The organism is Caenibius sp. WL (assembly GCF_019803445.1).
GTDB lineage: Bacteria > Pseudomonadota > Alphaproteobacteria > Sphingomonadales > Sphingomonadaceae > Caenibius.
Map to the genome: position 1 here is coordinate 1,538,325 of NZ_CP081844.1, position 25,180 is coordinate 1,563,504.

General features: G+C 59.5%; 23 protein-coding genes. 11 read left to right on the forward strand and 12 right to left on the reverse strand.

All coding sequences use genetic code 11. The features are described 5' to 3' along the window. Positions 1 to 26 precede the first annotated feature (26 nt). The 4 genes from K5X80_RS07140 to K5X80_RS07155 form a co-directional block, all read right to left on the reverse strand. Entirely contained in the window at positions 27 to 1,010 is a 984-nt protein-coding gene (locus K5X80_RS07140) for an aldo/keto reductase (protein WP_222560152.1), read from the reverse strand. A gap of 164 nt (positions 1,011 to 1,174) precedes the next feature. After that, positions 1,175 to 2,236 carry an AraC family transcriptional regulator gene (locus K5X80_RS07145; RefSeq protein WP_222560153.1) on the reverse strand — a complete coding sequence of 354 codons (1,062 nt, stop codon included), beginning with the start codon at positions 2,234 to 2,236 and terminating at the stop codon, positions 1,175 to 1,177. A gap of 9 nt (positions 2,237 to 2,245) precedes the next feature. Next, positions 2,246 to 3,862 (reverse strand): carboxylesterase/lipase family protein, encoded by a 1,617-nt coding sequence (locus K5X80_RS07150; RefSeq protein WP_222560154.1) that lies wholly within the window; start codon positions 3,860 to 3,862, stop codon positions 2,246 to 2,248. 38 nt (positions 3,863 to 3,900) lie between these two features. Continuing rightward, positions 3,901 to 4,572 carry a TetR/AcrR family transcriptional regulator gene (locus K5X80_RS07155; protein ID WP_222560155.1) on the reverse strand — a complete coding sequence of 224 codons (672 nt, stop codon included), beginning with the start codon at positions 4,570 to 4,572 and terminating at the stop codon, positions 3,901 to 3,903. 143 nt (positions 4,573 to 4,715) lie between these two features. Between K5X80_RS07155 and K5X80_RS07160 the strand changes: the two genes are divergently transcribed. Both K5X80_RS07160 and K5X80_RS07165 read left to right on the forward strand, forming a co-directional pair. Continuing rightward, positions 4,716 to 5,723, forward strand: a complete 1,008-nt coding sequence (locus tag K5X80_RS07160; protein WP_222560156.1) for a phytanoyl-CoA dioxygenase family protein — start codon at positions 4,716 to 4,718, stop codon at positions 5,721 to 5,723. A 342-nt stretch (positions 5,724 to 6,065) separates the two neighbouring features. Beyond that, positions 6,066 to 7,778, forward strand: a complete 1,713-nt coding sequence (locus K5X80_RS07165) for a class I adenylate-forming enzyme family protein (protein WP_222560157.1) — start codon at positions 6,066 to 6,068, stop codon at positions 7,776 to 7,778. 368 nt (positions 7,779 to 8,146) lie between these two features. Here K5X80_RS07165 and K5X80_RS07170 read toward each other — a convergent pair whose 3' ends face one another. From K5X80_RS07170 to K5X80_RS07180, 3 genes are all read right to left on the reverse strand, one after another. Next, the gene (locus tag K5X80_RS07170; protein WP_222560158.1) at positions 8,147 to 8,920 is read right to left on the reverse strand and encodes an SDR family NAD(P)-dependent oxidoreductase; all 774 of its coding nucleotides are present in this window, start codon (positions 8,918 to 8,920) and stop codon (positions 8,147 to 8,149) included. A gap of 437 nt (positions 8,921 to 9,357) precedes the next feature. Beyond that, the gene (locus K5X80_RS07175; protein WP_222560159.1) at positions 9,358 to 9,999 is read right to left on the reverse strand and encodes a hydrolase; all 642 of its coding nucleotides are present in this window, start codon (positions 9,997 to 9,999) and stop codon (positions 9,358 to 9,360) included. Between the two features lie 141 nt (positions 10,000 to 10,140). After that, positions 10,141 to 11,010 carry a pirin family protein gene (locus tag K5X80_RS07180; protein ID WP_222560160.1) on the reverse strand — a complete coding sequence of 290 codons (870 nt, stop codon included), beginning with the start codon at positions 11,008 to 11,010 and terminating at the stop codon, positions 10,141 to 10,143. A 116-nt stretch (positions 11,011 to 11,126) separates the two neighbouring features. Between K5X80_RS07180 and K5X80_RS07185 the strand changes: the two genes are divergently transcribed. Continuing rightward, positions 11,127 to 12,044, forward strand: coding sequence for a LysR substrate-binding domain-containing protein (locus K5X80_RS07185; RefSeq protein WP_222560161.1), 918 nt, complete (start codon positions 11,127 to 11,129; stop codon positions 12,042 to 12,044). Positions 12,045 to 13,025: 981 nt separating this feature from the next. Here K5X80_RS07185 and K5X80_RS07190 read toward each other — a convergent pair. Beyond that, the gene (locus K5X80_RS07190) at positions 13,026 to 13,799 is read right to left on the reverse strand and encodes an SDR family oxidoreductase (protein ID WP_222560162.1); all 774 of its coding nucleotides are present in this window, start codon (positions 13,797 to 13,799) and stop codon (positions 13,026 to 13,028) included. Between the two features lie 139 nt (positions 13,800 to 13,938). Between K5X80_RS07190 and K5X80_RS07195 the strand changes: the two genes are divergently transcribed. After that, the gene (locus K5X80_RS07195; protein ID WP_222560163.1) at positions 13,939 to 14,838 is read left to right on the forward strand and encodes a LysR family transcriptional regulator; all 900 of its coding nucleotides are present in this window, start codon (positions 13,939 to 13,941) and stop codon (positions 14,836 to 14,838) included. A gap of 193 nt (positions 14,839 to 15,031) precedes the next feature. Here K5X80_RS07195 and K5X80_RS07200 read toward each other — a convergent pair whose 3' ends face one another. Continuing rightward, positions 15,032 to 15,907, reverse strand: coding sequence for a LysR family transcriptional regulator (locus tag K5X80_RS07200; RefSeq protein WP_222560164.1), 876 nt, complete (start codon positions 15,905 to 15,907; stop codon positions 15,032 to 15,034). A 133-nt stretch (positions 15,908 to 16,040) separates the two neighbouring features. Here K5X80_RS07200 and K5X80_RS07205 point away from each other — a divergent pair, with 133 nt between their 5' ends. After that, complete coding sequence (locus K5X80_RS07205) at positions 16,041 to 17,123, forward strand: aromatic ring-hydroxylating dioxygenase subunit alpha (protein WP_222560165.1); 1,083 nt, start codon at positions 16,041 to 16,043, stop codon at positions 17,121 to 17,123. Then, positions 17,120 to 17,845: a glutathione S-transferase family protein gene (locus K5X80_RS07210; RefSeq protein WP_222560166.1), complete on the forward strand. Its 726-nt coding sequence runs from the start codon at positions 17,120 to 17,122 to the stop codon at positions 17,843 to 17,845. The genes K5X80_RS07205 and K5X80_RS07210 overlap by 4 nt, the downstream gene beginning before the upstream one ends. A 541-nt stretch (positions 17,846 to 18,386) precedes the next feature. On the opposite strand, the gene K5X80_RS07215 is transcribed toward K5X80_RS07210, so the two are convergent. Together K5X80_RS07215 and K5X80_RS07220 are read right to left on the reverse strand one after the other, a co-directional pair. Then, a complete protein-coding gene (locus K5X80_RS07215) occupies positions 18,387 to 19,058 on the reverse strand; it encodes a methyltransferase domain-containing protein (protein WP_222560167.1) in 672 nt (223 codons plus the stop codon). A 35-nt stretch (positions 19,059 to 19,093) separates the two neighbouring features. After that, positions 19,094 to 19,507, reverse strand: a complete 414-nt coding sequence (locus tag K5X80_RS07220; protein WP_222560168.1) for a cupredoxin domain-containing protein — start codon at positions 19,505 to 19,507, stop codon at positions 19,094 to 19,096. A 39-nt stretch (positions 19,508 to 19,546) separates the two neighbouring features. On the opposite strand from K5X80_RS07220, the gene K5X80_RS07225 reads away from it, so the two are divergent. From K5X80_RS07225 to K5X80_RS07245, 5 genes are read left to right on the forward strand one after another with little or no spacing between them, the layout of a single operon-like run. Continuing rightward, positions 19,547 to 20,113, forward strand: a complete 567-nt coding sequence (locus K5X80_RS07225; protein WP_222560169.1) for a DUF2147 domain-containing protein — start codon at positions 19,547 to 19,549, stop codon at positions 20,111 to 20,113. Next, positions 20,103 to 20,333, forward strand: a complete 231-nt coding sequence (locus K5X80_RS07230; RefSeq protein WP_222560170.1) for an acyl carrier protein — start codon at positions 20,103 to 20,105, stop codon at positions 20,331 to 20,333. The genes K5X80_RS07225 and K5X80_RS07230 overlap by 11 nt, the downstream gene beginning before the upstream one ends. After that, positions 20,330 to 21,538: a beta-ketoacyl-[acyl-carrier-protein] synthase family protein gene (locus K5X80_RS07235; protein WP_222560171.1), complete on the forward strand. Its 1,209-nt coding sequence runs from the start codon at positions 20,330 to 20,332 to the stop codon at positions 21,536 to 21,538. Before K5X80_RS07230 ends, K5X80_RS07235 begins: the two co-directional genes overlap by 4 nt. Beyond that, a complete protein-coding gene (locus K5X80_RS07240; protein ID WP_222560172.1) occupies positions 21,535 to 22,623 on the forward strand; it encodes a type III polyketide synthase in 1,089 nt (362 codons plus the stop codon). The genes K5X80_RS07235 and K5X80_RS07240 overlap by 4 nt, the downstream gene beginning before the upstream one ends. Before the next feature lies 1 nt (position 22,624). After that, positions 22,625 to 23,725, forward strand: coding sequence for an NAD(P)/FAD-dependent oxidoreductase (locus K5X80_RS07245; RefSeq protein ID WP_222560173.1), 1,101 nt, complete (start codon positions 22,625 to 22,627; stop codon positions 23,723 to 23,725). Positions 23,726 to 23,876: 151 nt separating this feature from the next. Here K5X80_RS07245 and K5X80_RS07250 read toward each other — a convergent pair whose 3' ends face one another. After that, positions 23,877 to 25,175 (reverse strand): hypothetical protein, encoded by a 1,299-nt coding sequence (locus K5X80_RS07250; protein WP_222560174.1) that lies wholly within the window; start codon positions 25,173 to 25,175, stop codon positions 23,877 to 23,879. Between the last annotated feature and the right edge of the window lie 5 nt (positions 25,176 to 25,180).

Consider the following 25,180-nt stretch of genomic DNA (forward strand, 5'->3'; position numbering starts at 1 on the left):
TCTCGTAATCCTTTGAGTTTTCGGCTCTATTTTTTAATCTTTTCGGCAAATCCGCCGTAAATTATGGAGCTTCCGCGCGCGATGGCATTGTGCGGCACCGTTTGCGGGGGCTCGCTGATCGCCATCAGCGCACGCATGTCTTCCTCATCCAGTTCGACCCGATTCGAGCTCAGACAATCGGCAAGCTGGGATAGGGTGCGAGCGCCGATCACGGGGGTGACGCCGGGTTGGGCATTGAGCCAGGCCAGAGCGACCGCGGCGGAGCTGCAGCGATGCTTGTCCGCGATTGCGGTAACCTGCCCGGCGATCTCCGCCACATGGCCCCCGGCTTCCCGATAGGGAACAATGTCCAGCCGGCGTTGTTCTCCGGATGATTTGAGATACTTGCCCGTCAACGCCCCCATCGCCAGCGGCGACCAGGCAAGGACCGAGAGGCCCAGCGTTCGCGCCATCGGCAAGGTTTCGAGTTCCGCGCTGCGTTCGGCCAGGCTGTATTCCACCTGGACGGCCGCGAACGCTGTCCAGCCGCGCAGATCGGCCAGAGTGTTGCATTGGGCGATGATCCAGGTCGGAGCGTTGGAAATCCCCACATGGAGAACTTTGCCTTCGCGCACCGCATCGTCCAGCGCCCGCATCACCTCCTGCGGCGCCACGGTGAAATCCCAGGCATGAATCCACAGGATATCGACGTAGTCCGTCTGCAATCGCCGCAGGCTGCGTTCGAGCGAGCGCCGAAGCGATTTGCGGTGATTGCCCGCCATGTTCGGATCAGGGGCATTGGCGAAGTTCGTGTATTTGGTGCCGATCACCATCTCGTCGCGGTGGCCGTGGATCATGCTGGCGATGATTTCCTCTGATCGGCCATCGGCGTAGATTTCGTTTGCGGTATCGAGGAAATTGCCGCCGGCATCGCGATAGCGCGCGTAGATCTGGGCGGAAACTGCCTCGTCCGATCCCCAACCGGCGGCGCCGAACGTCATCGTGCCCAGGCAGAGGTCGGAAACACGCAATCCGCTGTTCCCTAGCAATCTGTATTGCATGGCTGACTGCCCCCTCCCTGATCGGCGCGTGTTCCTCGTCCTGCCGATGGTGTGATTACAGCGCAATTGCCGAAAGAAACGAGGTCATTTGTGTCCACAAACCGGTCATTAACGGTGCGCCGCCGGCCGGTGGGTTATCGGGGGCGTCTGTGGTTCCTGCGGAATTCCGCAGGGGATACCCCTGTCCAACGCAGGAAGCTGCGCCGGAAGTTCGCCACGTCGGTAAATGCAAGTCTGTCGGCAATCTGCGACAGCGTTTCCGGCGATTCCGCCAGCAATGCCTTGGCGACGTCGCAGCGGCATGCGTCCTTTATGCCCTGGAAGGAACGATTTTCCTCCGCCAGCCGTCTGCGCAATGTAGTCAGGCTGACGTTGAATGTCGCTGCAATATCGGGCAGGCGCGGTGCATCCCCGCCGTGAAGCGCGGAAAGGTAATAGGCTTGGACCCGCTCCGCCAAAAGCCAGCCGTCGTAGTCCGGCGGCATGAGATCGAAAGGAAAGAACTGGATCAGTTCCATCAGTTCCGAATAGCTGCGGATCACCCGGCTGTTGAGACATTCAGCGCTGAAAGAAAAGCCATTGTCCTTTTGCGAGGTATGCCACTGACCAGAAAGCAGGCTGCTGACCCAGACATTCGATACTGCCGCCGTGTGACGGACGGAGACATCCGCGATGTTGAGATCGTGCCCGATCAGCCAACTGAAAAGTTGCGCAAAGGAATGGAGCCCGGCGACGGTCACTAGGCAGTTGTGCAAGCTGTTCGGCTGATCGGACGCTGAATCCATATAGAACCAGCATCTGCCGTCATGAAGGGATGTGCCCACGGCCGTCCGCCCATGTGTGAACACTTCGAAAAAGCGGCTGGCCGTCGCGATCGCTTGTCCGAGAGTGGGGCACGCGATCAGCGCATAGCACATCATCTGGAAACCGTTTTCAGGAAGCGCCGGCGCGAAGTTGTTGCGTTCGCAAGCCTTGCGTTCCGCATTCAGAACCACGGCTTCGAAAAGGCGCGACAGTTCCTGTCGGTTCAACGCGGACAGCGGTCGGAAGGAAGGCCCTTGTTCCAGATTGATTCGGGCGGCATCGAGCATTTCGTCGAGCGAGAAATCCAGCCGCTCGATCAGTTCCATCAGTTCGCGCGCGACCAGTGACATATCGTACCGGCGGGCAGTTTTCGCGACATGCTTCGTGGCCATTCAGCCGCCTCAAAACGCCAGCGCGGCGAGCGCGTTCAGGATATCGCCGTGCGTGACGGGTTCGAGGCGGGTTCTTCCTGTATCGAAAGCGAGCTGTGCGGGCCGCGCCGGATCAAACCGGGGCCAGTCGGTCGGTCCGCCGGTTCGCGGTGTTCCGTCGCGGGCAAAGCTGGTCCAGTATTGCAGCATCCGGGCGGAGAGGTTTCTGTCCGCCTCGTCGGCAAGATCACCTTTGAAAGGGAAGCGGTCCAGCGTTCCGAAAACGTAGAATATCTCGGTGCCATGGGGCGCGCCGGGCACGGTTTTACGAGTCTGGGCGGGCCTTGCGTCAAACCGGTAGAGCCATACTGGCGCGGCTTGGAAGGCTTCCCTTGCGACTTTGAACGTCATCGCGCCGAGGAAGGCATCCGAACGCACCATGCCATCGGCCCTTGCCGCGTTTCCGTTGGCTGCTGCGGCGTAGTGCGCATGGATGGCGGAGCGCTTGTCCGCGGGCACATGCGCCAATATCTGCGCGGCGGTTTTGGGCATGATCGGAATGGTGGTGTAACCGCCATCCGCGAAGCTCCACACGTCGCCTTCGAGGCTGTTGCTGCCAACGATCATGGGGATATGCGCCTGCCGGCGGGCGGCAAAAATCTCCGCAAGCGTGGCAGGCAGGACCTGCCCATCCACCATCGGCCCGCTGGTTTGCATGATCGCCATGATTTCAGCCATTGTTGGCGCGGCGGGCGCCACGCGTTCCACGGGCAGGGCCCGGAGAGCTTTCAGGGATGCGGCATCATCGCCGTGAATTCCCAGGCTCTCCGCCCAGGTGCGGCCCATGCTCTCGGCGGAGGGGGCTGACGGTGTATCACGCGCGATGTCGCGCGCGTTCATCCTCACGGCGCCGGATTCGACGATGGCCTTATGGAAAAGACCCCGCGCCAAGGGCGAACCCATCAGCGCCAGAGTTGAAAAACCCCCCGCGGATTCGCCAAACAGCGTGATGTTGCCGGGATCGCCCCCGAACGCCGCGATGTTCCGCTGGACCCAGCGCAGCGCGGCGATCTGGTCCAGCAGTCCATAGTTTCCACGCGGCGCGCCGCTTTGCTCCTTGCTCAGGGCCGGATGAGCAAAGAAGCCGAGCCGCCCGAGCCTGTAATTGAGCGTCACCAGAATCACGCCATGCCGGGCAAGCGCGCTGCCATCGAATTGCCGTTCCGATCCTGCGCCCGCGATAAACCCGCCGCCATGAAGCCAGACCATGACCGGCAGCTTGCGCTTCGCGTCCGGTGCGCCATCAGGCGCCCAGATGTTGAGATAGAGGCAATCTTCGTCCGTCTTTTCCAACGGGGAAAGTTGCGTGGGCGTGACAAGCGTTTGTGGGCAGCTTGCGCCGAACTGAGTGGCTTGCCGCACGCCTGTCCATGATGCGGGGTCCTGCGGCGCGCGCCAGCGCAGTTCCTTGACGGGCGGTGCAGCGAACGGGATGCCTTTCCACGAAAGGATCGTGCCATCGGCGGTCCCGGCTATCCGGCCGGAAGCGGTTTCGACAATCGGGGCGGAGGGGGAAGCCAGACCCGGTGCCGGGATCGACAGGGCGAGGCTCGCCACGAGGGCGCATACCAGACGTTGTTTTTGCATTCCGCTTCCTCTCCCATATGCGATCGATGCCGGGTGGTTCAGTCGGCGCTCCCGGCGCTGTCCAGCAGCACTTGCAGCCCGCCGACTATATGGCGAAACCCGAAGTCCAGTATCTCGGAACCGGGCGTTTCGGCATGGTGGCGATGCACCCGGCGCAGCAATGCCCGCTGCGCCGGTTGGAACGGGTCGAGCGCGTCTTCGCTAAACCCGCGCACCTGTTTGGGGGCGGTGATGTAGCCCTGGATAAACCCCAGCGATGCGTGGCTGAACCATCGCAACATATAGGCCAGCCGTTCGTCATCCGGTTCCTGTTCTGACAGGACCTGCACCAGGGGAAGCCAGACCCGAAGCCAGCCGGGGGAGAGATGCTCATCCCAGGCGATCACCTCCAGAGCGATGGGGTGGCGCTGGAAATGCACGGTCAGGACCCGCAGCCATTCCAGAACGAATGCCTGCCACTCCCCCGATTGTTCGGGCAGTGCGATCTGGTTGAACGCCCGCTCCGCCACGGCATCGAGCAGCGCATCCCGGCTCGGAAAATAGCGATAGAGCGCCATCGGGGCCGCGCCCAGACGCTTGGCGAGTTTCGCTACCGTGAAGCCTGCCACCCCCGTTCCTTCCACCATGGCCAATGTTGTGGTGACGATCTGTTCGCGGGAAAGGCGGCTGGGGCGGCCAGGGCGGCGGGCAACGGGCGCGGCAGTGTTCATGCCATGATGATTAGTGCTGTCGGCTCTTTCAGACAAGGTTTGCGTATCTCTTACACAAACTCTTGACCAGTGATCGGGGAAAGGTATGTGTACGTCATACACAAACTCCGTCCGGATGCGGAGATTCAATTCGGGAAAGAGCGATGCCGACCATCACCAATCAGCATGAATCCGCCCGTTCACTGGCCCTCTGTGCCGATGTGGAAGCGGGCAAGCGGAACCTCGACGCGTTCGGATATACCGTTCACGAGAATTTCATCCCACCCGAACAGGTCGCAGCGTTGCGGGAGCGCGTGCTCGAACAGGCCGAAATGGAATTGGAGGCCGGGGTCGCAAGCATCTCCGCCAGCGGGCACGCGGGCAAGGATCGCCACTATGGCGGCCGGGATGAAACCGCGCTGCCCATTTCGCAACAGGTGGGTTTCTTGCCCAACAAGGGCGCGGAATTCCGCGCACTCATGCATCACCCGATTGCGCTGGCCTATGCGCGCCATGTGTTTCGGGGGGTTCCGTTCAACATTGTCTCGCAAAGCGCCCTGATGCTTCGCAACGGCGGGAAACGGCAGGTGTTGCACGCCGATCAGCAGGCTTGGCCGTTCGCGACCCCTGTTCCGGTCATGATAAACGTGACTGTGGCATTGTCCGATTATGAAGCGGATATGGGGGCAACCAATGTGGTGCCCGGCAGCCATCGCTTTCCTTCTCCCGATCTCGACATGCCGCATGAGGAGGCGGCCGCGAGCATCGGCAGCGCGCTCCTTCCCATGGTCTGCAAAGCGGGGGACGCATTGGTTTTCGAAAGCCGCACATGGCACTGTCAGGGGGATTCCGTTTCGGACAAACTCCGCCTCGGCATCGGCAGTGTCTATGGCATGCATATGGTGAAGCCGCAGGATTTCTATCCCGCAATCATCCATGATTCCGTTTACGATCACCTGTCCGAGGAGGACAAGGATATGCTCGGCTTCACAGTGCATTATGAATACGGGGGCAGGATCGGCCCGAGGAACGCGCACGATCTGAGAGCCAACACCAACTGCCGCCACCCCTATATTCCCGAGCTTCGGCGTGACGGATCGGGCGATGAAGCGGTGCTGTATGAAAACATGCGCGTCGCCAAAACGGACGTTCTCTCTCACCCCGTGGCTTGAGGCGCTGCGTGCGAGCGGGGGAATTCCAGCCTTTTGATTGGCCCGCGCCGCTCCGCGTTGTGCGGCGTAGAATCGGCAAACGGGCCCCGATTTCTAAAGGCTCGCTTCACTGTTTGAAAATGTTGGTTTTTGGATACATGTTCGTTTTGAAAGATATTTTGCCCTTCCTCAGGCGCGAATTTGCGACATTAGGGATGCCTCGACGCACGTTGAGGGGCGGGGTGAAGAAGAGTGTATAGGGCATCGGTGCCCATCAGGACTGTCTGGAATGGGCGGTGTCCGGTGGCGCTCCCATAGCTTGCGTTTTTCCCTGTCTCTCGCAGCTTGCTCAAGGATTAGCAGATGTCCCATACTCAGCCCGAAGCGCATTCCGGATTGCTCGCCATCGACCCATTGACCGCGCCCGGTGCCCCGTTCGAACTGGTCGAGGAGATGGTCGACGGGCGCATGTGCCGGGTGTTCCGGCACGGGCCGCGCGCGATTGGCGATGTCTATGCGGCAGCCATGGCGCACACCGATGCGCTGTGCCTTGCCGGGCCCACCGGCACGCTCACCTATAGCGAACTGTTCGGCAAGGCGGCGGCGCTCAAGGCGGCTCTGGCCGGGGAAGGGCTGGGCAAGGGCGACCGGATCGCCATCGCCATGCACAACCGGCCGGAATGGATCATCGCTTTCGTCGCGGTTTCGGCGCTCGGCGCCACGGCCGTTCTGGTCAACTATCGCGCTTCCGCCGGGGAACTGACGCTGGCGCTCGAAGACACGCAGGCTAAGGCTTTGATCGCGGAACCCGCCATTGCTGCGCAGGTCGAAGAAAGCTGGCGCGCGCAGCGGCCGGTTATTCTGACAGCGGATGAGGGGAGCGAAGCGCTGCCCGGCACGCTTGCGTTCGATGCCTTGCTGGCGCGCCATGCGGACGCCCCATTCGCGGCTGCGGCGATGGGCCCGGATGACGAAGCGGTGGTGATCTTCTCCACCGGCACCACGGGCGCGCCGAAAGGCATCCTGCTCAGCCAGCGCGCGCTGATGACCACGATCATGGGCATCGATTACAGCATGGCCAATGTCGCCATCCAGGCGGGTGCGCCGCTGGAAAGCCTGACGGTCAGACCAACGGCGCAGCCCAGCGTGATGCTGGTCTATCCGCTGTTCCATTCCTCCGGCCTCAACGCGGTGCTGCTGCCCAGCCTGCGGCGCGGAGGCAAGATCGTGATGACCGGCAAATGGCGCGTGGGCGAAGTGATCGATCTGCTGGAGCAGGAACGGCTGGCCGGGTTCTCCGGCTCGCCCGCGATGCTGTGGGATCTGCTCAAGGCGCCGCGCGAAGGCCGGGATTTGTCCAACCTGCGTTTCCTCTCGGTCGGCGGGCAGGGGATTACGCCGAAGCTGCTGACGGAACTCACCGCGGCTTTCCCCGGGGTGATGGTCAGCAACGGCTATGGCCAGACGGAAACCGGCTCGGTCAACGGCATCGCCGGGCAGAGCCTGCTGGATCGCCCGACATCTTCGGGCCGCCCGATTCCGATTGTCGACGTGCGCATCGTCGATGATGCGGGGGCCGATGTGGCGCCGGGCGAAGTGGGCGAAATCTGCATCGCCGGGGCGACGATCATGATCGGCTATTGCAACCGGCCCGAAGATACCGCGCGGACGAAGCAGGACGGCTGGATCGCGACCGGCGATCTCGGGCGGATCGACGCCGATGGATATCTCCATGTCGTCGACCGGAAGAAGAACATCGTCATTTCCGGCGGCGAAAATATCGGCTGCGCCGAAGTCGAAGCGGTGGCGCTGGCTCATCCGGCGGTCGATCAGGCGGCTGCTTTCGGTATTCCGGACGACCGGCTGGGTGAAGTGCTGCTGCTGGCGGTGGTGCTGCGCCCGGGGCAAGCGGCACACGCGGCGGCGATCATCGATTACTTCGCCGGGAAGATCGCCCGCTACAAGGTTCCGCGTGGCATCCTGTTCACAGACGCGCTCCCGCTCAATGCCCTGGACAAAGTCGACCGGCGGGCACTCGCCGCAATCGCGGCGAAGCGGCAGGCGGTAAGCGAATAGACAAACGCTCCCTGACGATCGGTGAGGGTGAAGGCCAACACCGATTTCAGCGGCGATGTGAGTGACAGCTCGTCCCTGTCAAACGCGATTATCACTACCCCCCGGCACCGACCGCTTCGGAGCAGGTGCCGCTGCTTTGAGCAGGCGTTTCGCCGCGATAGGCGGCGCCAGCCCCGCGCAAGCCGGGATCGAAGTCAGGGAAAGGAAGTGGTGCTCAGGGTGATTGCCATCTCTCAGGGAAGCTGCCTGAGCGGACATGCCAACTTCGCGAACATTTGAATGGTATTAAGCGCGAGGTCCGGGCTTCTTTTCCCCATTCCGCAAACGTCCGCCAGCCAATCTATCGCGCTTGCTTCGATGCATCGTCATCAGGAAAGATATTCTGCGCCCCCTTCAACGCCAAGAACCTTGCCTGTCACCCAGCGCGATGCATCGGATGCAAAGAATAGACACGCTGCGGCGATGTCCTCCGGTTGCCCGAAGGTGCCGAGCGGAATGAATTTGAGCATACTCTTGGCCACGTCCGGGGTGCTTTCGAAATAACCCGCCAGCGAATCCGTGAGGATAGGACCCGGCTCGATCACGTTAACACGCACGTGAGGAGCGTAATCCTGAGCAAGATTACGGGACATCTGGTTTAACGCAGCCTTCGCCGCGCCATACGCGCTGAAGTTCCTCTGCGCGAAGCGTGCTGCAGCGGAAGAAATATTGATTACCGATCCACCACCGCTTTCACGCATTGCGCCAGCGACCTTCTTCGTCAGCAGGAACGCCGGAGTAACGTTCCAGATCAGTGCTTCATTGAACTGTTCCGCGCTGGTCTGGTCGGGATCGTTCGGGCCCGTTCCGCCTGCGTTGTTCACGAGAATGTTAATCTTGCCGAATTCGGACAAGGTGCGGGCAACCAGGGCGTCGAGGGATGCCTCGTTACTGACATCGCAAACAACTGTGAGCGCACGCCGTCCTAGGTCGTGGATTTCACGCGCAACGACATCCAGGTCCTCCTGGCGGCGTGCGGCAAGAACGACATCGGCTCCCGCCTGCGCGAAAGCGATTGCACAGGCGCGACCAATGCCACGGCTCGCGCCGGTCACGATCGCAACTTTGTCCGTCAACGCAAACATGGCGGGAACATTGTTCATAAGTCAGTTCACCTGAGTACAAAAATGTCGGGATCATTAAACGAGGAGGCAAGCGCTTCCGATGCACAAATTTTAGATACTAGTCCAAATTTTTCAGGTCAACAGAGGATACCTTCGGATGTCCGCCATTGCATCGCGTATCCGTCAGGGTTTCAGGATGAATTGGATTGAGAAATGTCAGTATCCCCTTTCCCCACATAGCGGAAATTAGCCTGATCGAACCGACCGCCAATCATGCCGCGCTGCGGCGCGCGCGCGATCGTTCAGAGTTGTCATTGCATCCCCGGGGATTTTTCCAGCCGGAATGCTGAGTGGCAAAACCTCGTGGCCTGAGCCTTCCGCAGCAAAGAGCGGAAACTCTCGAACGGAGAGAGGTGCGCATCGAACTGTCGGCATCCCACCGTCGGGCGACGGTCGCGGCGGCGGGATATATCCAGTCATTCCGCCTTATCGGCGGCGAACTGGAGCCCGGCAGTGCCGCCGGTCTCGATAAACAAGTTCATGAAAGCGGGCACTGTCTCTGCACGCTTCCAGTCGCGCTGAAGCTCGCAGAACAATTGTGGCACAGAGATCATCTTGCCACCAGCTTGCTCGATTCGGCGCAACGCTGCCTCGTGCGCGGCGACCGACGTGCCGCCGACCGCATCGACGGGAACATAGACCTCATAGCCTTCGGCGAGTGCGTCGAGCGCCGGGAAGGTCAGGCACGCCTCGGTCCACAGCGCGGTCATGATTAGCTTCTTGCGGCCAGTCTTCTCCACCGCCTTTTTAAACTCAACATCTTCCCACGAGTTGATCGTCGTGCGGTCGTAGGTCGGATAGCCTTCGAGTGCCTTGCGCACCTGGGGCACGGGTGGCTTGTTGAGTCCGGTCTCGACGTTCACCGTCGAGTGGATCACCGGCAGCCCGTAAGCCACCGCCGCCTTCGCACAGCCGACGATGTTGTTGACCAGGAGCTGGCGGTCCATCGAGGCGATCGAGTTCACCTGGACAGCCTGATAGTCGATGATGATGAAGGCTGCGTTCTGCGGAGTGAGCAGATGATCGGCCTTGGGATCGCGGATCGGTTCACTGGACATGGATATATTCCTTCCTTCGTTTCAGACGCTCGCCGTGGCGCCGCGCGGGTGCAGGCCCGGCGGTGAGGGACGGAAGCGAGCAATGCCGTCCCAACTGCATGAAAGATGGACCCACCACATGACGGTGGCGGGGCCATCCACTCAGGCAGCAATCCTCGCGAACCGGCCGCTGTTATAGTCGTCAATGGCCTGGCGGATTTCTGCCTCGTCGTTCATTACGAACGGACCATGGCCGACGATCGGTTCGTCGATCGGCTCGCCAGTCAGAACCAGCAGCTTCGCATCGCCATCGGCATGGACGCTGACGCCGCTGCCTTCGCGGCCAAGTAGGATCATCTCGGCCTCGCCCGCGCCCTGCGCGCCGTTGACCGTGACATGGCCGGTCAGCACGACCACCATGGCGATGTCGCCTTCAGGCAGGTCGAGAGTGGCATCGGCGTCACGACTGAGCGCTACATCCCAGATGTTAATTGGTGTGAATGTCCGCGCCGGTCCCGTCACGCCGCCGAACTCGCCAGCGATTATCCGGGCCTTGCCAGCGCCTTCGGGCAGATCGACCGAAGGGATGTCGGCGGCGACGATGCCCTGGTAGCCGGCCGGAGCCATCTTGTCCTTGGCTGGCAGGTTGACCCAGAGCTGGATCATGCGGAACGGGCCGCCGGTCTTGGCAAAGGCCGGTGAACGATACTCCTCATGAATGATCCCGCCGGCTGCCGTCATCCACTGCACGTCGCCGGGCCTGATGACGCCACCATTACCGGAGGAATCCCGATGCTCGACCTCACCGTCATAGACGATGGTGACGGTCTCGAAGCCACGGTGTGGATGCTGGCCGACGCCGCGCCGATCCGTGGTCGGCTCGAAATAATGCGGCCCCGCATAGTCGAGCAGCAGGAATGGGCTAATGTGTGCGCCCAGAGAATTATAGGAAAAGAGCGAACGAACGGGGAAGCCGTCGCCAACCCAGTGGCCGCGATTGTTGCCGTAACGGCCTAGGATTTGCTTGACCATGTTTCGTCTCCGGCACGAGGCGCTCCTTGGCTTCCTCGCTGTTGCACCGAAAATAGACCTACGACGCTGCGGTCGGAAGATTGTGAATCCTGTCGCTGCGTCCTATAAATGGGACGATGCAAGACCTCAACGACTTCTATTACTTCGTCCAGACGGTCGATCATGGCGGCTTCGCGGCTGCCGGACGCGCGCTCGGCGTCCAGAAATCCAAGCTCAGCCGCCGCATCCTGTTGCTGGAAGAGCGCTTGGGCGTGCGTTTGCTCAACCGCTCTTCGCGTCACTTCTCCGTCACTGAGATCGGCCGCGAGTTCTATGATCGTTGTGTCGCCATGCTGGTCGAAGCCGAGGCCGCCGAACAGGTGATCGCGCAGATCCGTGCCGAACCGCGAGGCATCGTCCGGGTAAGCTGCCCGGTCGCGCTCGCCAACTTCCAGTTCGGCGCACTGATCGCCCGGTTCATGCTCGAAAACCCCGCCGTCGAAGTGCATCTGGAAAGCACGAATAGGCGCATCGACGTGATCGCTGAGGGCTTCGATATTGCGATCCGTGTTCGCTTCCCGCCGCTAGAGCCGACCGATCTCATCATGCGCCGCCTTGATGAGAGTACGCAGTGCCTAGTCGCCAGCCCGACGCTGGTTGCTGCAGCGTTATCATCACCAGGCGATCTTGCCGGGCTGCCAAGCCTCGATCTCGGTCCCCCGCATCGTGAGCATCATTGGCGGCTCAGTCATGACGATGGTCAGGAGGCGGTCATTCCACACCGGCCGCGTCTTGTTACCGATGACATGGCGGCATTGCGCGAAGCAGCGATGGCCGGTGTGGGTATCGTTCAGCTTCCGACGATGATGATCTGGGGAGACATAGAAGCCGGGCGGCTCATGCATGTTCTGCCGGCCTGGCAGCCTCGTGCCGGCATTGTCCATGCGGTGTTTCCCTCACGGCGAGGCTTGCTGCCGTCCATTCGTGCGCTGCTCGACTTTCTCGGCCGCGAATGCGCGAAGCAGCGCCAAGCGGTTGGGAACATACCATCATAGCGTTCTGCTTGACTTGGGAAGAGTTGAAAATGGGCCACCGGCACCTCAAAAGCGATGATTGACTAGTTCTCATCTTCGTCATCTCGGGTGCGCCATGCCTCTAGAAGCACGGGAATCTGGCATTTCGGGCTGAGACCATTTCCGAACGAACGAGAGAACTCTGGCTGTTATTGGGTCGTGAAGCGACAGTCTAGTTTTAGGCCGGCAACGACGAAAGCTGACATTCTGGTGATGCAATGGCCACGTCAGCGCCGCCAACTATCGGACATTCCACGCTTGTCGTTGGGGGGGCGAAACCTGCCGTTGATTAAGATCGCGTGCTATGATCGCGTTTTGCCGCCTGTGGTCGGCGCCGCGATGCTGCCGTTTCGTGATGGAAAGGGCCATCCAGCGCCGCGACCTACCTGTCGAGCTGCGATTGTATTGCCGGCTGGTAGGTGCGAGCACGCATCAACTCCTCCATGGCAGGAAAGCGCGCACGAAAAGTCGCTCACCGAGTCGGTTGTGGGCTTCGGGCGCAATTATCGCGGGGTCCTTATTGGCCGTTATGGTGACGAAACGGCAGGTCTATTTCACGACGCTAATGATTTCTTCGCGTGCCGGGGCGCACTTACGCCGGAAGATCAGCCAGAGCCCTTGCGAATCTCCGTAGGTGGAAAAGCAATAAGTGGTTTCCCCGAACACATCTGCGACAATTAATCCCGATCGCTGTATCGCCCACAATACGCATTCTGGACTTTGAGACCGGTTGCCCGCATCGTTGATCGCGTCGCTCCCTCGATTGCGGCCGCCAGCAGCGCCGAATGGAACGAGCAACATGCAAAGTTCCACTAATACGCCAACGAATACTCATGACATTCTCTTGAAAAATGCCATGAGCGCATTTGTCGATCATGGCCGGAGTGTCGGCTAAAAACTGCCTGTCAGGATACACCGATAAGTCGGATGGTCATCCGTCAAACGAACCACCGGCTGATACCATTACTTGGTCGTATAGCCGCCATTGACGAGGATGGTCTGTCCAGTCATCCACCAGCCTTCCGAAACCATGAAGCGGATATAGGGGACAATGTTCTCAATGTCAGTCAGGCCCGTCTTCGAGAACTTCGAGAGTGCTGCTGCGGTCTTGTGGTAGGCAACGGCATCCTCGCCCTCGGCCGGATAAAAGAAGGGTGTGTCCATCGGGCCGGGGCCGATCGCGGTCACCGAGATGCCGCGCTCGCCGAATTCCTTCGATGCCGCCCGGGTAAAATGCTCGACCGGCGCCTTGGTGCCGGCATAGCTCGAATAGAAGGGCGTGAACGCTCCCAGCAGCGAGGTAACAAGCGTGCAGATCTTGCCGTTGTCGTTGAGATGCTTGCCAGCTTCCTTGATGAAGAAGAAGGCGGACTTGGCGTTGATCGCGCTCATCTCGTCATATTCGGCTTCCGAGATTTCGGCCATCGGCTTCTTGAGCACCTTGCCGACTGTGTTGATGGCGATGTCGGGCTTGCCGATGGCGGCAACAGTGTCAGCGAAGAGCTTTTCCATTGCACCGGCTGTGGTGAGATCGGCCTGGAAGGCGACGACTTCTGCGCCCGCGACCTTGATGGCAGCGATCGTGGCGTCCGCATCCGCCTTCGTTGCCGCGCTGTTGTAGTGGATGGCGATCGCCTTCGCGCCATGTTCGGCGAGGTCGCGTGCGATCAGCCCGCCGAGATTCTTCGCACCACCGGCTATGATGACGGTTTTGCCCTTGATGCTGTGATTGGTCATGGGATGGCCTCCTTTGCCAATATGGCGACCACGTCAGCGGCCGCTTTCATGGCAAGAAAATACTGGCTAGCATTGAACGATAAAGGCGATCATTTTGACATCACCTGTCAGAAAATCTGCATAATGAAGGCCTTTTCGCTTGGATCGTATTGATCTGTTTCGTATTTTCTCCCGCGTCGTCGAGTGCGCGAGCTTCACCCGCGCCGCCGATACGCTCGGCGTCCCACGCTCGTCGGTGTCGGCAGCGGTGCAGGAACTGGAGGGGCGCGTCGGCGCGCGGCTGCTCCATCGCACCACACGTCGTGTCTCACCGACCCAAGACGGCACAGCTTTCTATGAGCGTTGCCAGCGGCTCATCGCCGAGGTGGAGGACACGGAAAACCTGTTTCGGCAGACAGCAGCTCAACCATCCGGCAGATTGAAGATCGACGTTCCCGGTCGGATTGGGCGGCTTATCATTGCGCCAGCGCTTCCTGAATTTCTCGACTGTTATCCTCAAATCGATGTCGATCTCGGTGTCACCGATCGCGCGGTGAATCTCGTGGAGGACAGTGTGGATTGTGTGTTGCGGGTCGGGCCTCTGAATGACTCTGGCCTGATAGCACGGCCGATCGGCAGGCTGGCGCTGGTCAATGTCGCAAGCCCCGCCTATCTGAAGCGTCATGGCATGCCTGAAAGTCCCAACGATCTTGGTGCCCACTGGGCTGTTAACTATGCCTCCCCTTCCAGTGGCCGGGTCGAGGAGTGGGAATGGATCGAGGATGGCAAACTACGCACTACGCCGCTGCGGGGCCGCGTCACGGTCAACAGCGCCGAAGCATACATCGCCTGCTGTCTTGCAGGACTCGGCTTGATCCAGATTCCTGCTTACGATGTCAGACGGCATCTGGAAGCGGGAGAGTTGGCCGAGGTGATGGTGAACTATCGGGCAGAGCCCATGCCCATGACCCTGCTTTACCCGCATCGTCAGCATCTCTCGCAGCGACTGCAGGTCTTTGCCGATTGGCTCGAAGCATTGCTCAAGAGTCATGTTCTATGATTTCCGAGACTGCCTACGCCTGTCTCGTCTATACTAGTCGTTCATTATCTACCTTGAGTTCATTGATAGCAGTCATGCATTCAGATCGATTCAGGTCACGAAAGTGAACCTGTAGACAGCAGACCGTGCGCATGACCATATGGATCTCGCACTCCCATTTATGGCCTCAGTTTATAAGCGTCAGCAATAAGCATTAGGTGTTCCCAACCCGAACGGGAAGGCGCTTGGCCATATCATTCATAAACTGCCGTGTTGCTTGGTCCATCGGCACATCATCGCGAACCACAAGATGTAACCCTACTCCGAGCTCTTCGTGCAGCGGTGTCACCCGGTTTAATCTGGGCTCTGAATCTGCAACGAAAGTCCACAGGAAGGCGGCGCCCAATCCTTGTTCCGCGGAGCCGCGCAAAGCCGACCAGTTATCTACATAAGCCGATACGCGAATGGTGCGGCAAAAAATATCGTCCCACTGCTTCATCGCTCTTACTCGGGACGAACTGGTGCAGCGTACCCAGTCATATTCCTGCGGGGCGAGAGCGCGCCCTTTATGATCGAGATAAGTGGTCGATGCATATCCTGCCTGTCGTAGGGTAGCGATGCGGATGCCGCGCAGGTGCCTTGGCAGCGGATCGACCAGACAAAGGCCCACTTCGCACTTGCGGGTGACAACATCGTCTTCCGGTTCATGGGATGTGCTGATGCGCAGCCGGATATGCGGATGCAGACGCGAAAAATCCGTTAGATCCTGCAAGAACTCAGAACCAAGCTCGGCTGCCACGGCAACACGAAGCTCGACTTGCTCTGCGTCCGCATTTGCCGAAAGTACCGCCTCAAGTTCTGTAACGAGGGCTTCGATCTTATCTGCAATGGTCAAGACCTGATGGCCGGCCGAAGTCGGATGATAGCCGTCCTCTCCTTGTTCAAATAACGGTATGCCCGCCTGATGCTCCAGTCGTTCAAGGCGGCGGCCGACAGTTGTGCGGTCCACACGCAGCCGTTTGGCCGCGGCGGTATAGTTGCCCGCACGAACAGTGGTGAGGAAGAAGCGTAGGTTATCCCATTCGATCATACGCGAATATTTGCACGGCGAGAGGCGCAAGTCGCGTGCAAATTTGCACCCTGTGATGTGCGGACTGCGATCTTGTCTTGAGGCAGTCTGAGACACAAAATTTGCCCGAGATCCACGCAATTCGGAGGGGGCAATGGCATCTACAGCAAACTATAAACTCGGCGAATTCGATTACCCACGTGGTTGGTTCATGATCGGCGATGCCGCACAAATGGGGCCTCAACCCGAAACGGTGCACTTCTTCGGCAAGGATATGGTCTTTTATCGCGGTGCAAGCGGTACGCCTTATCTAGTCGATGCCTATTGCCCGCACATGGGGGCTCATCTTGGTATCAACAGCACGTCCTATATCGTGCGGGACGGAGAGCACGTCGACGGGGAATCCATTCGTTGCCCTTTCCACGGATGGCGGTTCGGGGCTGACGGGCGATGCAACGCTATTCCCTACTCACCCGATTTCATTCCCAAGGCCGCTCGTCTCACGACCTATCCCGTCATCGAACGGGCTGGTATTATCTGGATGTGGCATGATCCAGAAGGGCAGGAGCCGGATCAGGATCTGCCTGCCTTCGCCGCATGGGATCTGGAGGATGACGGTTGGGTGCGCTGGGTGATCGACGATTTTGGCACCCTGGCCCTCCATCCGATCGAAATCGTCGATAATATGGCTGATTTTGGCCACATGGGCCCGATCCATGGCAGTCTGGACAATCAGTACTTTGACAACGTTTTTGATGGCCACAAAGTCATTCAACGCTTCGATGCCGGGCACCGTACACTGACAGCTGATACGGGCGAAACTCTGTCACTCGACACTTGGTACGAAGGTCCCGCCATTCTTCAGGCTGACATGCGCGGTACGTTTCCATCCCATATGTTGATCGCGCACACGCCTGTGGACGATGGCACGGTCCGAGTATGGCACGCGCTCATGGTGAAAATGCCGACAGCTGAAGCGGCACTAGCAGATCTGCAAGTGGCACGTGGATACCAGAAGGCTAGTCACGATGCGTTAGCTCAAGACGTCGAGATCTGGGCAAACAAGCAAGCCTGCTTCAATCCCATGCAAATCCCGGCTGACGGCCCTTATGGCAAGGTGCGGATATGGTATAGCCAGTTCTACAACCCGCGCAGCAAGACGACCGCGATTCAGCAGCGCGTGAACGGACAAATTGTCACATATGGGGAAAAGAGAGTGGTGGAGCGCGCGGCATGACGGGCGCCTCCACCGTCAAATTATATGGCATGGCCAGCCCCAACGTTCGCAAGATCACCATCATGCTTGCGGAGCTGAAACAGGCATACAGCTTTCATCACATCAATGTGTTTCGGGGTGAGCAGTTCACTCCGAAATTCCGCCAGCGCAATCCCAACGGCAAGGTTCCGGTGCTGGTGTACCAGACAGAGGAAAACGGGCCGGAAACCATCATCTTTGAATCTGCGGCAATCCTGATTCATTTGGCTGAACGGTTTGGCCGGTTTTTGCCGAACAGAGAGCCAATGCGATCAGCTGTGATGCAATGGCTGATGATACAGGCCTGCAACATTGGCCCATTGCTAGGCCAACTCAATCATTTCACCTTCGCTGCCCGGCAAGATAATGACTATGCTTTCGCCCGTTATCGCCGCGAAGCAGAGCGTCTCTATCGCCTGCTCGATGAACGGCTCGCACAGACTCGCTATCTTGGCGGGGACGAATACTCCATAGCCGATATCGCGACCTATCCGTGGAGCCTCTATCTGGAGCAGCATGGCTTTGCTCCAGATCAATTCGCGCACCTGGGGGCATGGCGGCAGCAGGTCGCAAGGCGTCCCGGGGTCATTCAGGGCATGCAGGCAGTTGCAGAAAGCGAGGCTATAGATACGTTCGCATTTGAAACCGCCTCCCCGCGTGATCGCGATCGATTTTTCGGGATGACGACCCCTTTTGGAAAATAAAGGCCAGCCTTCTCGATGCCGTCATCAGTTTGTTTTCTGTCACACGTGTTCGAACGGGCTCACGGCTTTTCCTCCAGCGCGGCGTTGATCATAGCGCGCCAGATACGAAAGCACAGATACAATCGACGTGATCAATATCCTCGGCGGTTCGAGTTCCACTTCTTTGCCGAGCCTTACGCTTTGACTTCTAGGTGGCAGGCTGCGTCGCAGGTTTAGGTCGTTAGTGGACCGATCGACGGATGGACGGAAATTGCCGAATGGTCGGCCTGCGGATCACAAAATTACACTTCACGCCTAGGGTAGATCAGGCCAAAGTGTAACGTCTGGCATAGGCGTTCGGACCGTCCGCTTTGTTGGCGTGTCTGATCAGGCAGGTTTTTGGTCGAAAACTTCAATAGCTGCCATGGCAATAGGTTCACCAGCCGTACGAATAAGCCCGCCGACAAAGGCGGCGTTCGCGCGCTCCAGGATAGCGCGCCATTTCGGCGCGGGCCGGCAAGTTTGAGTGCATGCCGCATGGGGTGCTGGCGCGTAATGCTCATCAAGGGGCCATATCCTGGAACAGACGTTCGATAGCGATGCGAAAGGGCGCACGCCGGATAATGCGCGCCGCCTCTGGATTGATCCCGGCATTGGCCAATACGGGAGGCCATTCTTCCGGTCGCATGGAACGCGCGATTGAGAGCTGCCCGTCCTCGCGCACAATGCGGTGTACTCCCATGACACGGGCCAGCAGAGGAAATCCGTAATAAGCGAAGGCATGGCGATGCAGGTCGCAGATCAGCCAACCGCTACGGGCGTTATTTTCCATATATTGCACGAAGCGCGTCAGTTGATCGTCTCTCATGTGATGGGCGACCTGGCTGCTCACGATGAAATCGAAGCGTTCGGGTTGGTCGGCGTAGTTGCCTGTGCGATAGTCCACGTTCAGGTTTGCCGGCGTCGCTGCACGGGCCAGTTCCTCGCTGGCTGGGTTGAGATCGACACCCACCAGTTTGGCGATGATATTCCGTCTCGCCGCCCATCTGGCTATTGTGCGCAGCAGGTCGCCATAGCCGAAACCGACATCCAGCAGGCTGAACGACCGGCCATTGCCAAGCGCCCGTATAAGGAAGGCGGTTGTGGAATGCGCAGTGAATGTCCAACGGTTGACCAGCGCCAAGTCGCGCAAGACATTGCCATAAGTAAGCGCATCGAGATCAGGCGCATCCATTTGTTCGTCTTGACGCGACCGGACTGACAGATTGGTCACTGCACCACGATCTCGCCCGTCATGCCAAAAGAGCTGTGCATGAAGTGGGTGCAGCGCAGCTTGTATGTTCCTGCATGCGGAGGGATGAAGCGCACATCGATGCTTTGCTTCGCACCGAGCGCGATTTTGCCACCCGAGATCTTCGCGCGATCTGAGTCCATGATCGTCGCCGCGGCAAAAAATTCCTTCGCTGCAAAATCGTGTCCGCCCGATGCCTGATTTGCCAGATGCAGATCATAAGCCTGCCCGTGCTTCAAGGTTATCGTGGATGGGGTGAAGCGAAAGTTGGAGAGCTGTACGTTGACCGTCTCGGCGCGGGACCAGTCGGGCAAGGCTGGCGGACTTTGCGAGGCCGCCTGTACGGGTGCAAGCATCAAAAAGCTCACAGAGATCATGTGGCGAACAATCATGTCCGACCTCCTGCAACCTCTTGGCCAGGAAAACCTTTCGTGGCCAAGGTCTGCAATATTATCTCATTGTTTGACCACGCATTAAAGCACTATTTGAGCGGCTCGCGGGGCTTGCCGGAAGCGGAGAAAAGGCGCAATCTTCATTGCATTTCGTGCGGGAGCGTCGCGATGAACGGTATATGCATGGCGTCTGCCTGCGCACTCGCGATTTCCTGCTTCCCGCAAGTGGTTGCAGCGCGCACGAGCGTCTATGGGCGGTGGCTCACCGATGACAGGGCCGGAGTGGTAGAAATCAATTCGTGTGGCAATGCGCTTTGTGGCAAATTGGTGGCCGTGCTCGACCCGAAGGCACCTGATCGCGACATCAACAATCCCGATCCCGCGCGTCGCAGCCGTCCGCTGGTGGGTGTTGCCATCCTGACGGGACTTGTGCGCGACACCGATGGTTGGAGTCATGGCCAAGCCTATGACCCGAAAGCAGGCCGCACCTACCGCGCTGCAATACGTCTGGTACGGGATGACAGGCTCGATGTGACCGGATGCATCCTCTTCATCTGCCGCACCCGGCACTGGACCCGGTTCAAGGAGAATGCGGATGACCTATGAAGATATTCTGGCCTTGGTGGCCGATGAGACAAGGCTTCCGGTCGAACGGCTCCAGCCGGATTCCACGCTCGCCACGCTCGATATTTCCTCAATAGATATGGTCAGCATGCTCTTCGAACTCGAAGATCGATATGGGATCGAACTTCAGCCCGAGGATCTCACGCGGGATATGACCTTGCGGCAACTGTTCGAGCGCATCGGCGTTGCCGTGCCGCAATGACCAACCGTGTGCTCATTACCGGCATGGGCTGTGTCAGCGGGCTTGGTTACGGCGTCGATGTGAACTGGCAATCGGTGCGCGATGGGCGCGGCGCGATCCGCGCGTGCGATCCTTCCGGCATAGCGGCATGGGTTGCTGAGGAGGAAAAGGCAGCACCTCTGCTGAAGAGCGTGGATCCGGGCCAGCTCCGTCGGCTTGGTCGGCTTGACAGGCTTTCCGAATTCGCGCTCGAAGCCGGGCTGGAAGCCGTTTCGGATGCTGGACTGATGCGGCATCCGTCATTGGCACAACGAACCGCGATTATGCTCGGATGCGGCAGCGGCGGTAACCTCACTATCGAAACCGCGTATGAGCGGCTTTTTGCGAGAGGCCAGCCGAAGGTCCATCCCCAGACAATACCCAGTTCGATGCTGGCGGCGCCCGCAGCGCATTTGTCCTTGCTGTTGGGGGTTCGCGGTCCTGCACTGACTTTGTCGGGCGCCTGCGCTTCATCGGCTCAGGCACTGGGCGAGGCCATGCATATGATCCGCGCCGGACGGGCAGATGTCGTTATCGCGGGCGGGGCGGAGGCGTGTCTCACGCGCGGCTGCCTTGCCGGGTGGCAGTCGCTGGGTGTGCTGGCCCCCGATACCTGCCGCCCTTTCTCGCGTGATCGCCAGGGAATGGTTCTTGGCGAAGGGGCCGCCGTGCTGGTACTGGAGAGCGAAAGCCATGCTCTGGCCCGCGGTGCGCGCGTCCACGGCGAATTGGCTGGCTATGGTATGTCGAGCGATGCCACCCACATGACGGCACCCGATGTCGAGGGAATTGCTGCCGCGATCCGTGCCGCGCACGAAGATGCCACCATTGCCTGCGATGCTCCGGCGCTCATATCGACGCACGGCACCGGCACAACGCTCAACGACATCGCCGAAACCGCCGCGATGCATCAAGTCTATGGTTCCGCACTGGCACGTCACCGGGTTATCGCGACAAAGTCCGCGCACGGGCATATGATCGGTGCGACCGGCGCAATGGAGTTTTTGCTCGGCTTGGTGGCTCTTTGCAGAGGCACCGCCCCGCCGGTGATCAACTATCTCGGCCCCGATCCCGAGTGTGATCTGCCTCTGGTACTCGAACCGCAAGTCTTCGAACCGGAAGTCCTGATCTCCAGCAGCTTCGCCTTTGGAGGGCTCAACGCAGTTCTCGTGGGACGGCGCGTATGACCTCCACCGTGGCCCACATCAACCGCATCGGAACCGCCAACCCGCCGTTTGAGGTGCATGACGCGTTCCTTCGTTTCGTATCTTCAGAACTGCCCGACAAACGAATGCTGTACCTGTTTGAACGCATGGCTGCACGTTCCGGGATCGAACGGCGCTATTCCTTCCTGGAGCCGATAACGCTGGAAGACGGCACGATCACGGATGCCGAAGGGTTTTATGGAAATGGCCCCTGGCCATCGACTGCGGCCCGGATGGCGCGCTACAAACGCGATGCCCCCCGCCTTGCGTTGAACGCCATTGCCGCGCTCGGCACGGATATCGACAAGACGAAAATCACCCACCTCATCGTCGCATCATGCACCGGCTTCATGGCTCCGGGGCTGGATCAGGTAATCGTGACCGAGGTAGGCCTCAATCCCGATGTGGAGCGTACCGTCGTCGGCTTCATGGGCTGCTACGCGGCGGTCAACTCGCTGCGACTGGCCCATCATATCATCCGCTCCGAGCCTGATGCGCGTGTGCTCGTGGTCACGCTCGAACTGTGCAGTATCCATTTCCAGCGCAACCATGATCTTCCCAGTCTCCTCGCTATGCTCCTGTTTGGAGACGGCGCGGCGGCGGCGCTGGTCACGGCGGAACCTCGCGGCATCGGCCTGCGCGACTTCCGGGCGATGACGATACCGGAAACCACCGACGCGATCACCTGGGCCATTCGCGATCAGGGTTTTGACATGCATCTTGGCGGTGAAGTGCCTGCGCGCATTTCCGCCGCGCTCGCCGAAGAGACTATGCGTAGCGACTGTCATGGCCTGCTACGCGGGCAATCGCCCGATGATTTCGCACTATGGGCGGTCCATGCAGGCGGGCGCACCGTGCTCGACGCGGTGCAACAAGGGTTAGGTCTTCCGCCTGACGCGCTTGCCACTTCGCGATCCGTCCTTCGCGACCGGGGCAATATGTCATCTGCGACGCTCATGTTCGTTCTTGCCAGCATGCTTGCAGGCCAGTCGCGGGGGCCGGGTCTGGCGCTGGCTTTTGGCCCTGGTATGGCGGCAGAAAGCTTCCGCTTCACCTTCGAGGGGTGACGTGGTCGACGCTCTCATTCTGGGTGGAGGCCTTGCCGGCAGCGCCGCCGCATGCCTGATCGCACGCGGCGGAAAAAAGGTGAGCCTGTTGGAACGCGAGACCGGCCCCCATCACAAGGTCTGCGGCGAATTCCTGTCGATTGAGGCGATAAACCATCTTCACCAGCTAGGTGTCGATCCCCTTGCGCTTGGCGCCGTACCGATTGGTCGGATCCGTCTCGTGCAAGGCCATTGCGAGATCGAAGCGGCACTGCCATTCACTGCATTAGGTCTCAGCCGTTACACGCTCGATGAAGCACTGATCAGAAAGGCTGAGATGAGCGGTGCGCACATCCAGCGCGGTGTGCGGGTGCTTGAACTCAACGGGCATATCGCACGCACGGCACAAGGGGAATACGAAGGCCGTCAGGTCCTGCTCGCAACCGGCAAGCTTCCGATCCGCGAACAGGGCGTGGCACTTCCCGGCCGCATCGAAGATGGCTTCATCGGTTTCAAAATGCATTACCGGCTAGCCCCGATTGCCGCAGAGCAACTGGCAGGCACCATTATGCTGGCGCTGTTTAATGGCGGCTATGCGGGGCTCCAGCTAGTTGGGCGGGGCCGCGCCAATCTCTGTCTTTTGCTGCGCCGCAAAACATTCTTGCGGCTTGGCGGCGAGTGGGGGGCGGTATGTGAATGGCTCGAGAGTAGCCCCATCGTGCAACGGATGCTGGCAAATGCCGAGCCGCTGTTCGAAAAACCGGTGGCAATCGCTAACCTGACCTACGGCCGACCGTCTCGCGATCACACCTCAGCGAAAGTGTTGAGCCTGGGTGACCGGTGGGCGATGACACCCTCGCTTACCGGCGATGGCATGGCGATAGCCCTGCGCAGCGCTTTTCTGGCCGCGCACTGCGTCCTTTCGGGACATGATGCCCCGATTTATCACAACCTCCTTGCTTCCCAGACCCATCGGCAGATTGCTCGGGCAATGACCATTCAGAATGGTCTGGAACTGCCGGTGCTGCGGTTCGCCGCATATTACCTCGCGCGCCTCCACCCCAAAATTCTCACCCGCGTCGTGGAAGCAACGCGCCTACCCTTTTGGCACAATACACTCTGATCGGAACCTCATGGGAGCAGCTTAATCATAGGTATGATGGCATTCGCCGACGAAGGCGACATTCAGACAGACTTTAAGCAGCTCCCAAACCCGTCATCCATTCAGATTGCCTGACCTGTGCACTTGCCCTCCCATCAAAGCGGGGGCTTGTTTACTTGCGTTGCAGATCGATATCGCGTTGCCGTCGGTGGAGTTGTTCCTGCCGCTCGGCCGGCGATATTCGAGGGACTCCGGTCGGGAGTGCTTGCGAAAGCCGTTCGACATCCACCAATTTCACGATTGGAGCCTCTGAAGCTGTCAACGGCCTTTCCAACCCCTGCCAGCGTATGAACATCAAGCCGGTTCGATGACCGACAGGGTCCAGCCAGTTTGCGACCCCCGGATCTCGCAAGGAGATAACGTACGTGTATGAGCCGTCAGGATTGGGCTTTGCCTGTTTGTCCGTAAGACTACTGGTATGCCGGGCATATTCGAAGGGCACATACAGGTTGCTACCCAATTGAAAGCCGAGATACCGGGCATTCCCCTTATTTAATGTGATCACCAGTGCTTGGTCTTCGGCGAGAGAGAAATGTCCCCCGGTGTTGTACTGGCCCTGGAGTCCACCACTACCCGTTGATCGGGGGGTGGGTAATGTGTTTACCGGAATGTTGAAGTTGTATTTGTAGGGTGTCTCGATCCACAGTCTGAGTGCTTTCGCGAGACCGGCCGCAGCCCTTTCAGCAAGGACTGTGTCATCGGCCTCCGGCAGAGGTTGCCCATCGACCCTTTCGACTTGCAGGGACATTGGCGCCGCGCCCCAATCATCCATGGTGTCGCGGATCATCAGCAGGCTCGACCCTTCTACCAGCTGGATGTAGTTCGCCCGGCCATTGGCAGGTTCGCTGCCGAGTTCGATCGTAAATGCCCCATCGGGGGTGCTTTTGAGCATCTCGGACGAAAGAGTCGCAAAATTGCGGCCCAGGCGGCCACCTTCGAATGGAGCGGTATCCTTCAATTCAAACGACACGTGAGCAGCCCCACCCAAACGCCCGGTTACGCGATAACGATAGGCTGGTGAGACTGGGATGAAGCGATAGATATTGTCGGGATTGACCAAGCCATACTGGGCTCCGGGGAACCCATTATAAAGCACATGAGGGCGCGACGGGTCCGAATTGGCCACTACCAGCGCAACGCAATATGCCAGATCGCGAACATATGGTTCGATCTCGGTACGGTCCTTGTCCGTAAGATATCCGTGATTGGCTTTGAGATAGGCGATTGATTGCCCAATCTCTCTCTGCACGACATCGCTCGCAACCAGGCGTCGAGCTTTTGCCTGGAGCCGATCTTGCTCGGCAGTCAACAATACGTGCGTATTCCGGCCTGGGGCTTCGGCCGCACTCACGAATGGCGAAAGAGTGCAGAGAAGAGCACCGGTCACGCTTGCAAACAGATAATTACGCATGATTG

Excerpts from the sequence above, each read along its gene's own strand:
- K5X80_RS07145 (WP_222560153.1), bottom strand. The coding sequence starts at position 2,236 with ATGGCCACGAAGCATGTCGCGAAAACTGCCCGCCGGTACGATATGTCA.
- K5X80_RS07150 (WP_222560154.1), bottom strand. The coding sequence starts at position 3,862 with ATGCAAAAACAACGTCTGGTATGCGCCCTCGTGGCGAGCCTCGCCCTG.
- K5X80_RS07155 (WP_222560155.1), bottom strand. The coding sequence starts at position 4,572 with ATGAACACTGCCGCGCCCGTTGCCCGCCGCCCTGGCCGCCCCAGCCGC.
- K5X80_RS07160 (WP_222560156.1), top strand. The coding sequence starts at position 4,716 with ATGCCGACCATCACCAATCAGCATGAATCCGCCCGTTCACTGGCCCTC.
- K5X80_RS07165 (WP_222560157.1), top strand. The coding sequence starts at position 6,066 with ATGTCCCATACTCAGCCCGAAGCGCATTCCGGATTGCTCGCCATCGAC.
- K5X80_RS07170 (WP_222560158.1), bottom strand. The coding sequence starts at position 8,920 with ATGAACAATGTTCCCGCCATGTTTGCGTTGACGGACAAAGTTGCGATC.
- K5X80_RS07175 (WP_222560159.1), bottom strand. The coding sequence starts at position 9,999 with ATGTCCAGTGAACCGATCCGCGATCCCAAGGCCGATCATCTGCTCACT.
- K5X80_RS07180 (WP_222560160.1), bottom strand. The coding sequence starts at position 11,010 with ATGGTCAAGCAAATCCTAGGCCGTTACGGCAACAATCGCGGCCACTGG.
- K5X80_RS07185 (WP_222560161.1), top strand. The coding sequence starts at position 11,127 with ATGCAAGACCTCAACGACTTCTATTACTTCGTCCAGACGGTCGATCAT.
- K5X80_RS07190 (WP_222560162.1), bottom strand. The coding sequence starts at position 13,799 with ATGACCAATCACAGCATCAAGGGCAAAACCGTCATCATAGCCGGTGGT.
- K5X80_RS07200 (WP_222560164.1), bottom strand. The coding sequence starts at position 15,907 with ATGATCGAATGGGATAACCTACGCTTCTTCCTCACCACTGTTCGTGCG.
- K5X80_RS07205 (WP_222560165.1), top strand. The coding sequence starts at position 16,041 with ATGGCATCTACAGCAAACTATAAACTCGGCGAATTCGATTACCCACGT.
- K5X80_RS07210 (WP_222560166.1), top strand. The coding sequence starts at position 17,120 with ATGACGGGCGCCTCCACCGTCAAATTATATGGCATGGCCAGCCCCAAC.
- K5X80_RS07215 (WP_222560167.1), bottom strand. The coding sequence starts at position 19,058 with ATGGATGCGCCTGATCTCGATGCGCTTACTTATGGCAATGTCTTGCGC.
- K5X80_RS07220 (WP_222560168.1), bottom strand. The coding sequence starts at position 19,507 with ATGATTGTTCGCCACATGATCTCTGTGAGCTTTTTGATGCTTGCACCC.
- K5X80_RS07230 (WP_222560170.1), top strand. The coding sequence starts at position 20,103 with ATGACCTATGAAGATATTCTGGCCTTGGTGGCCGATGAGACAAGGCTT.
- K5X80_RS07235 (WP_222560171.1), top strand. The coding sequence starts at position 20,330 with ATGACCAACCGTGTGCTCATTACCGGCATGGGCTGTGTCAGCGGGCTT.
- K5X80_RS07240 (WP_222560172.1), top strand. The coding sequence starts at position 21,535 with ATGACCTCCACCGTGGCCCACATCAACCGCATCGGAACCGCCAACCCG.
- K5X80_RS07250 (WP_222560174.1), bottom strand. The coding sequence starts at position 25,175 with ATGCGTAATTATCTGTTTGCAAGCGTGACCGGTGCTCTTCTCTGCACT.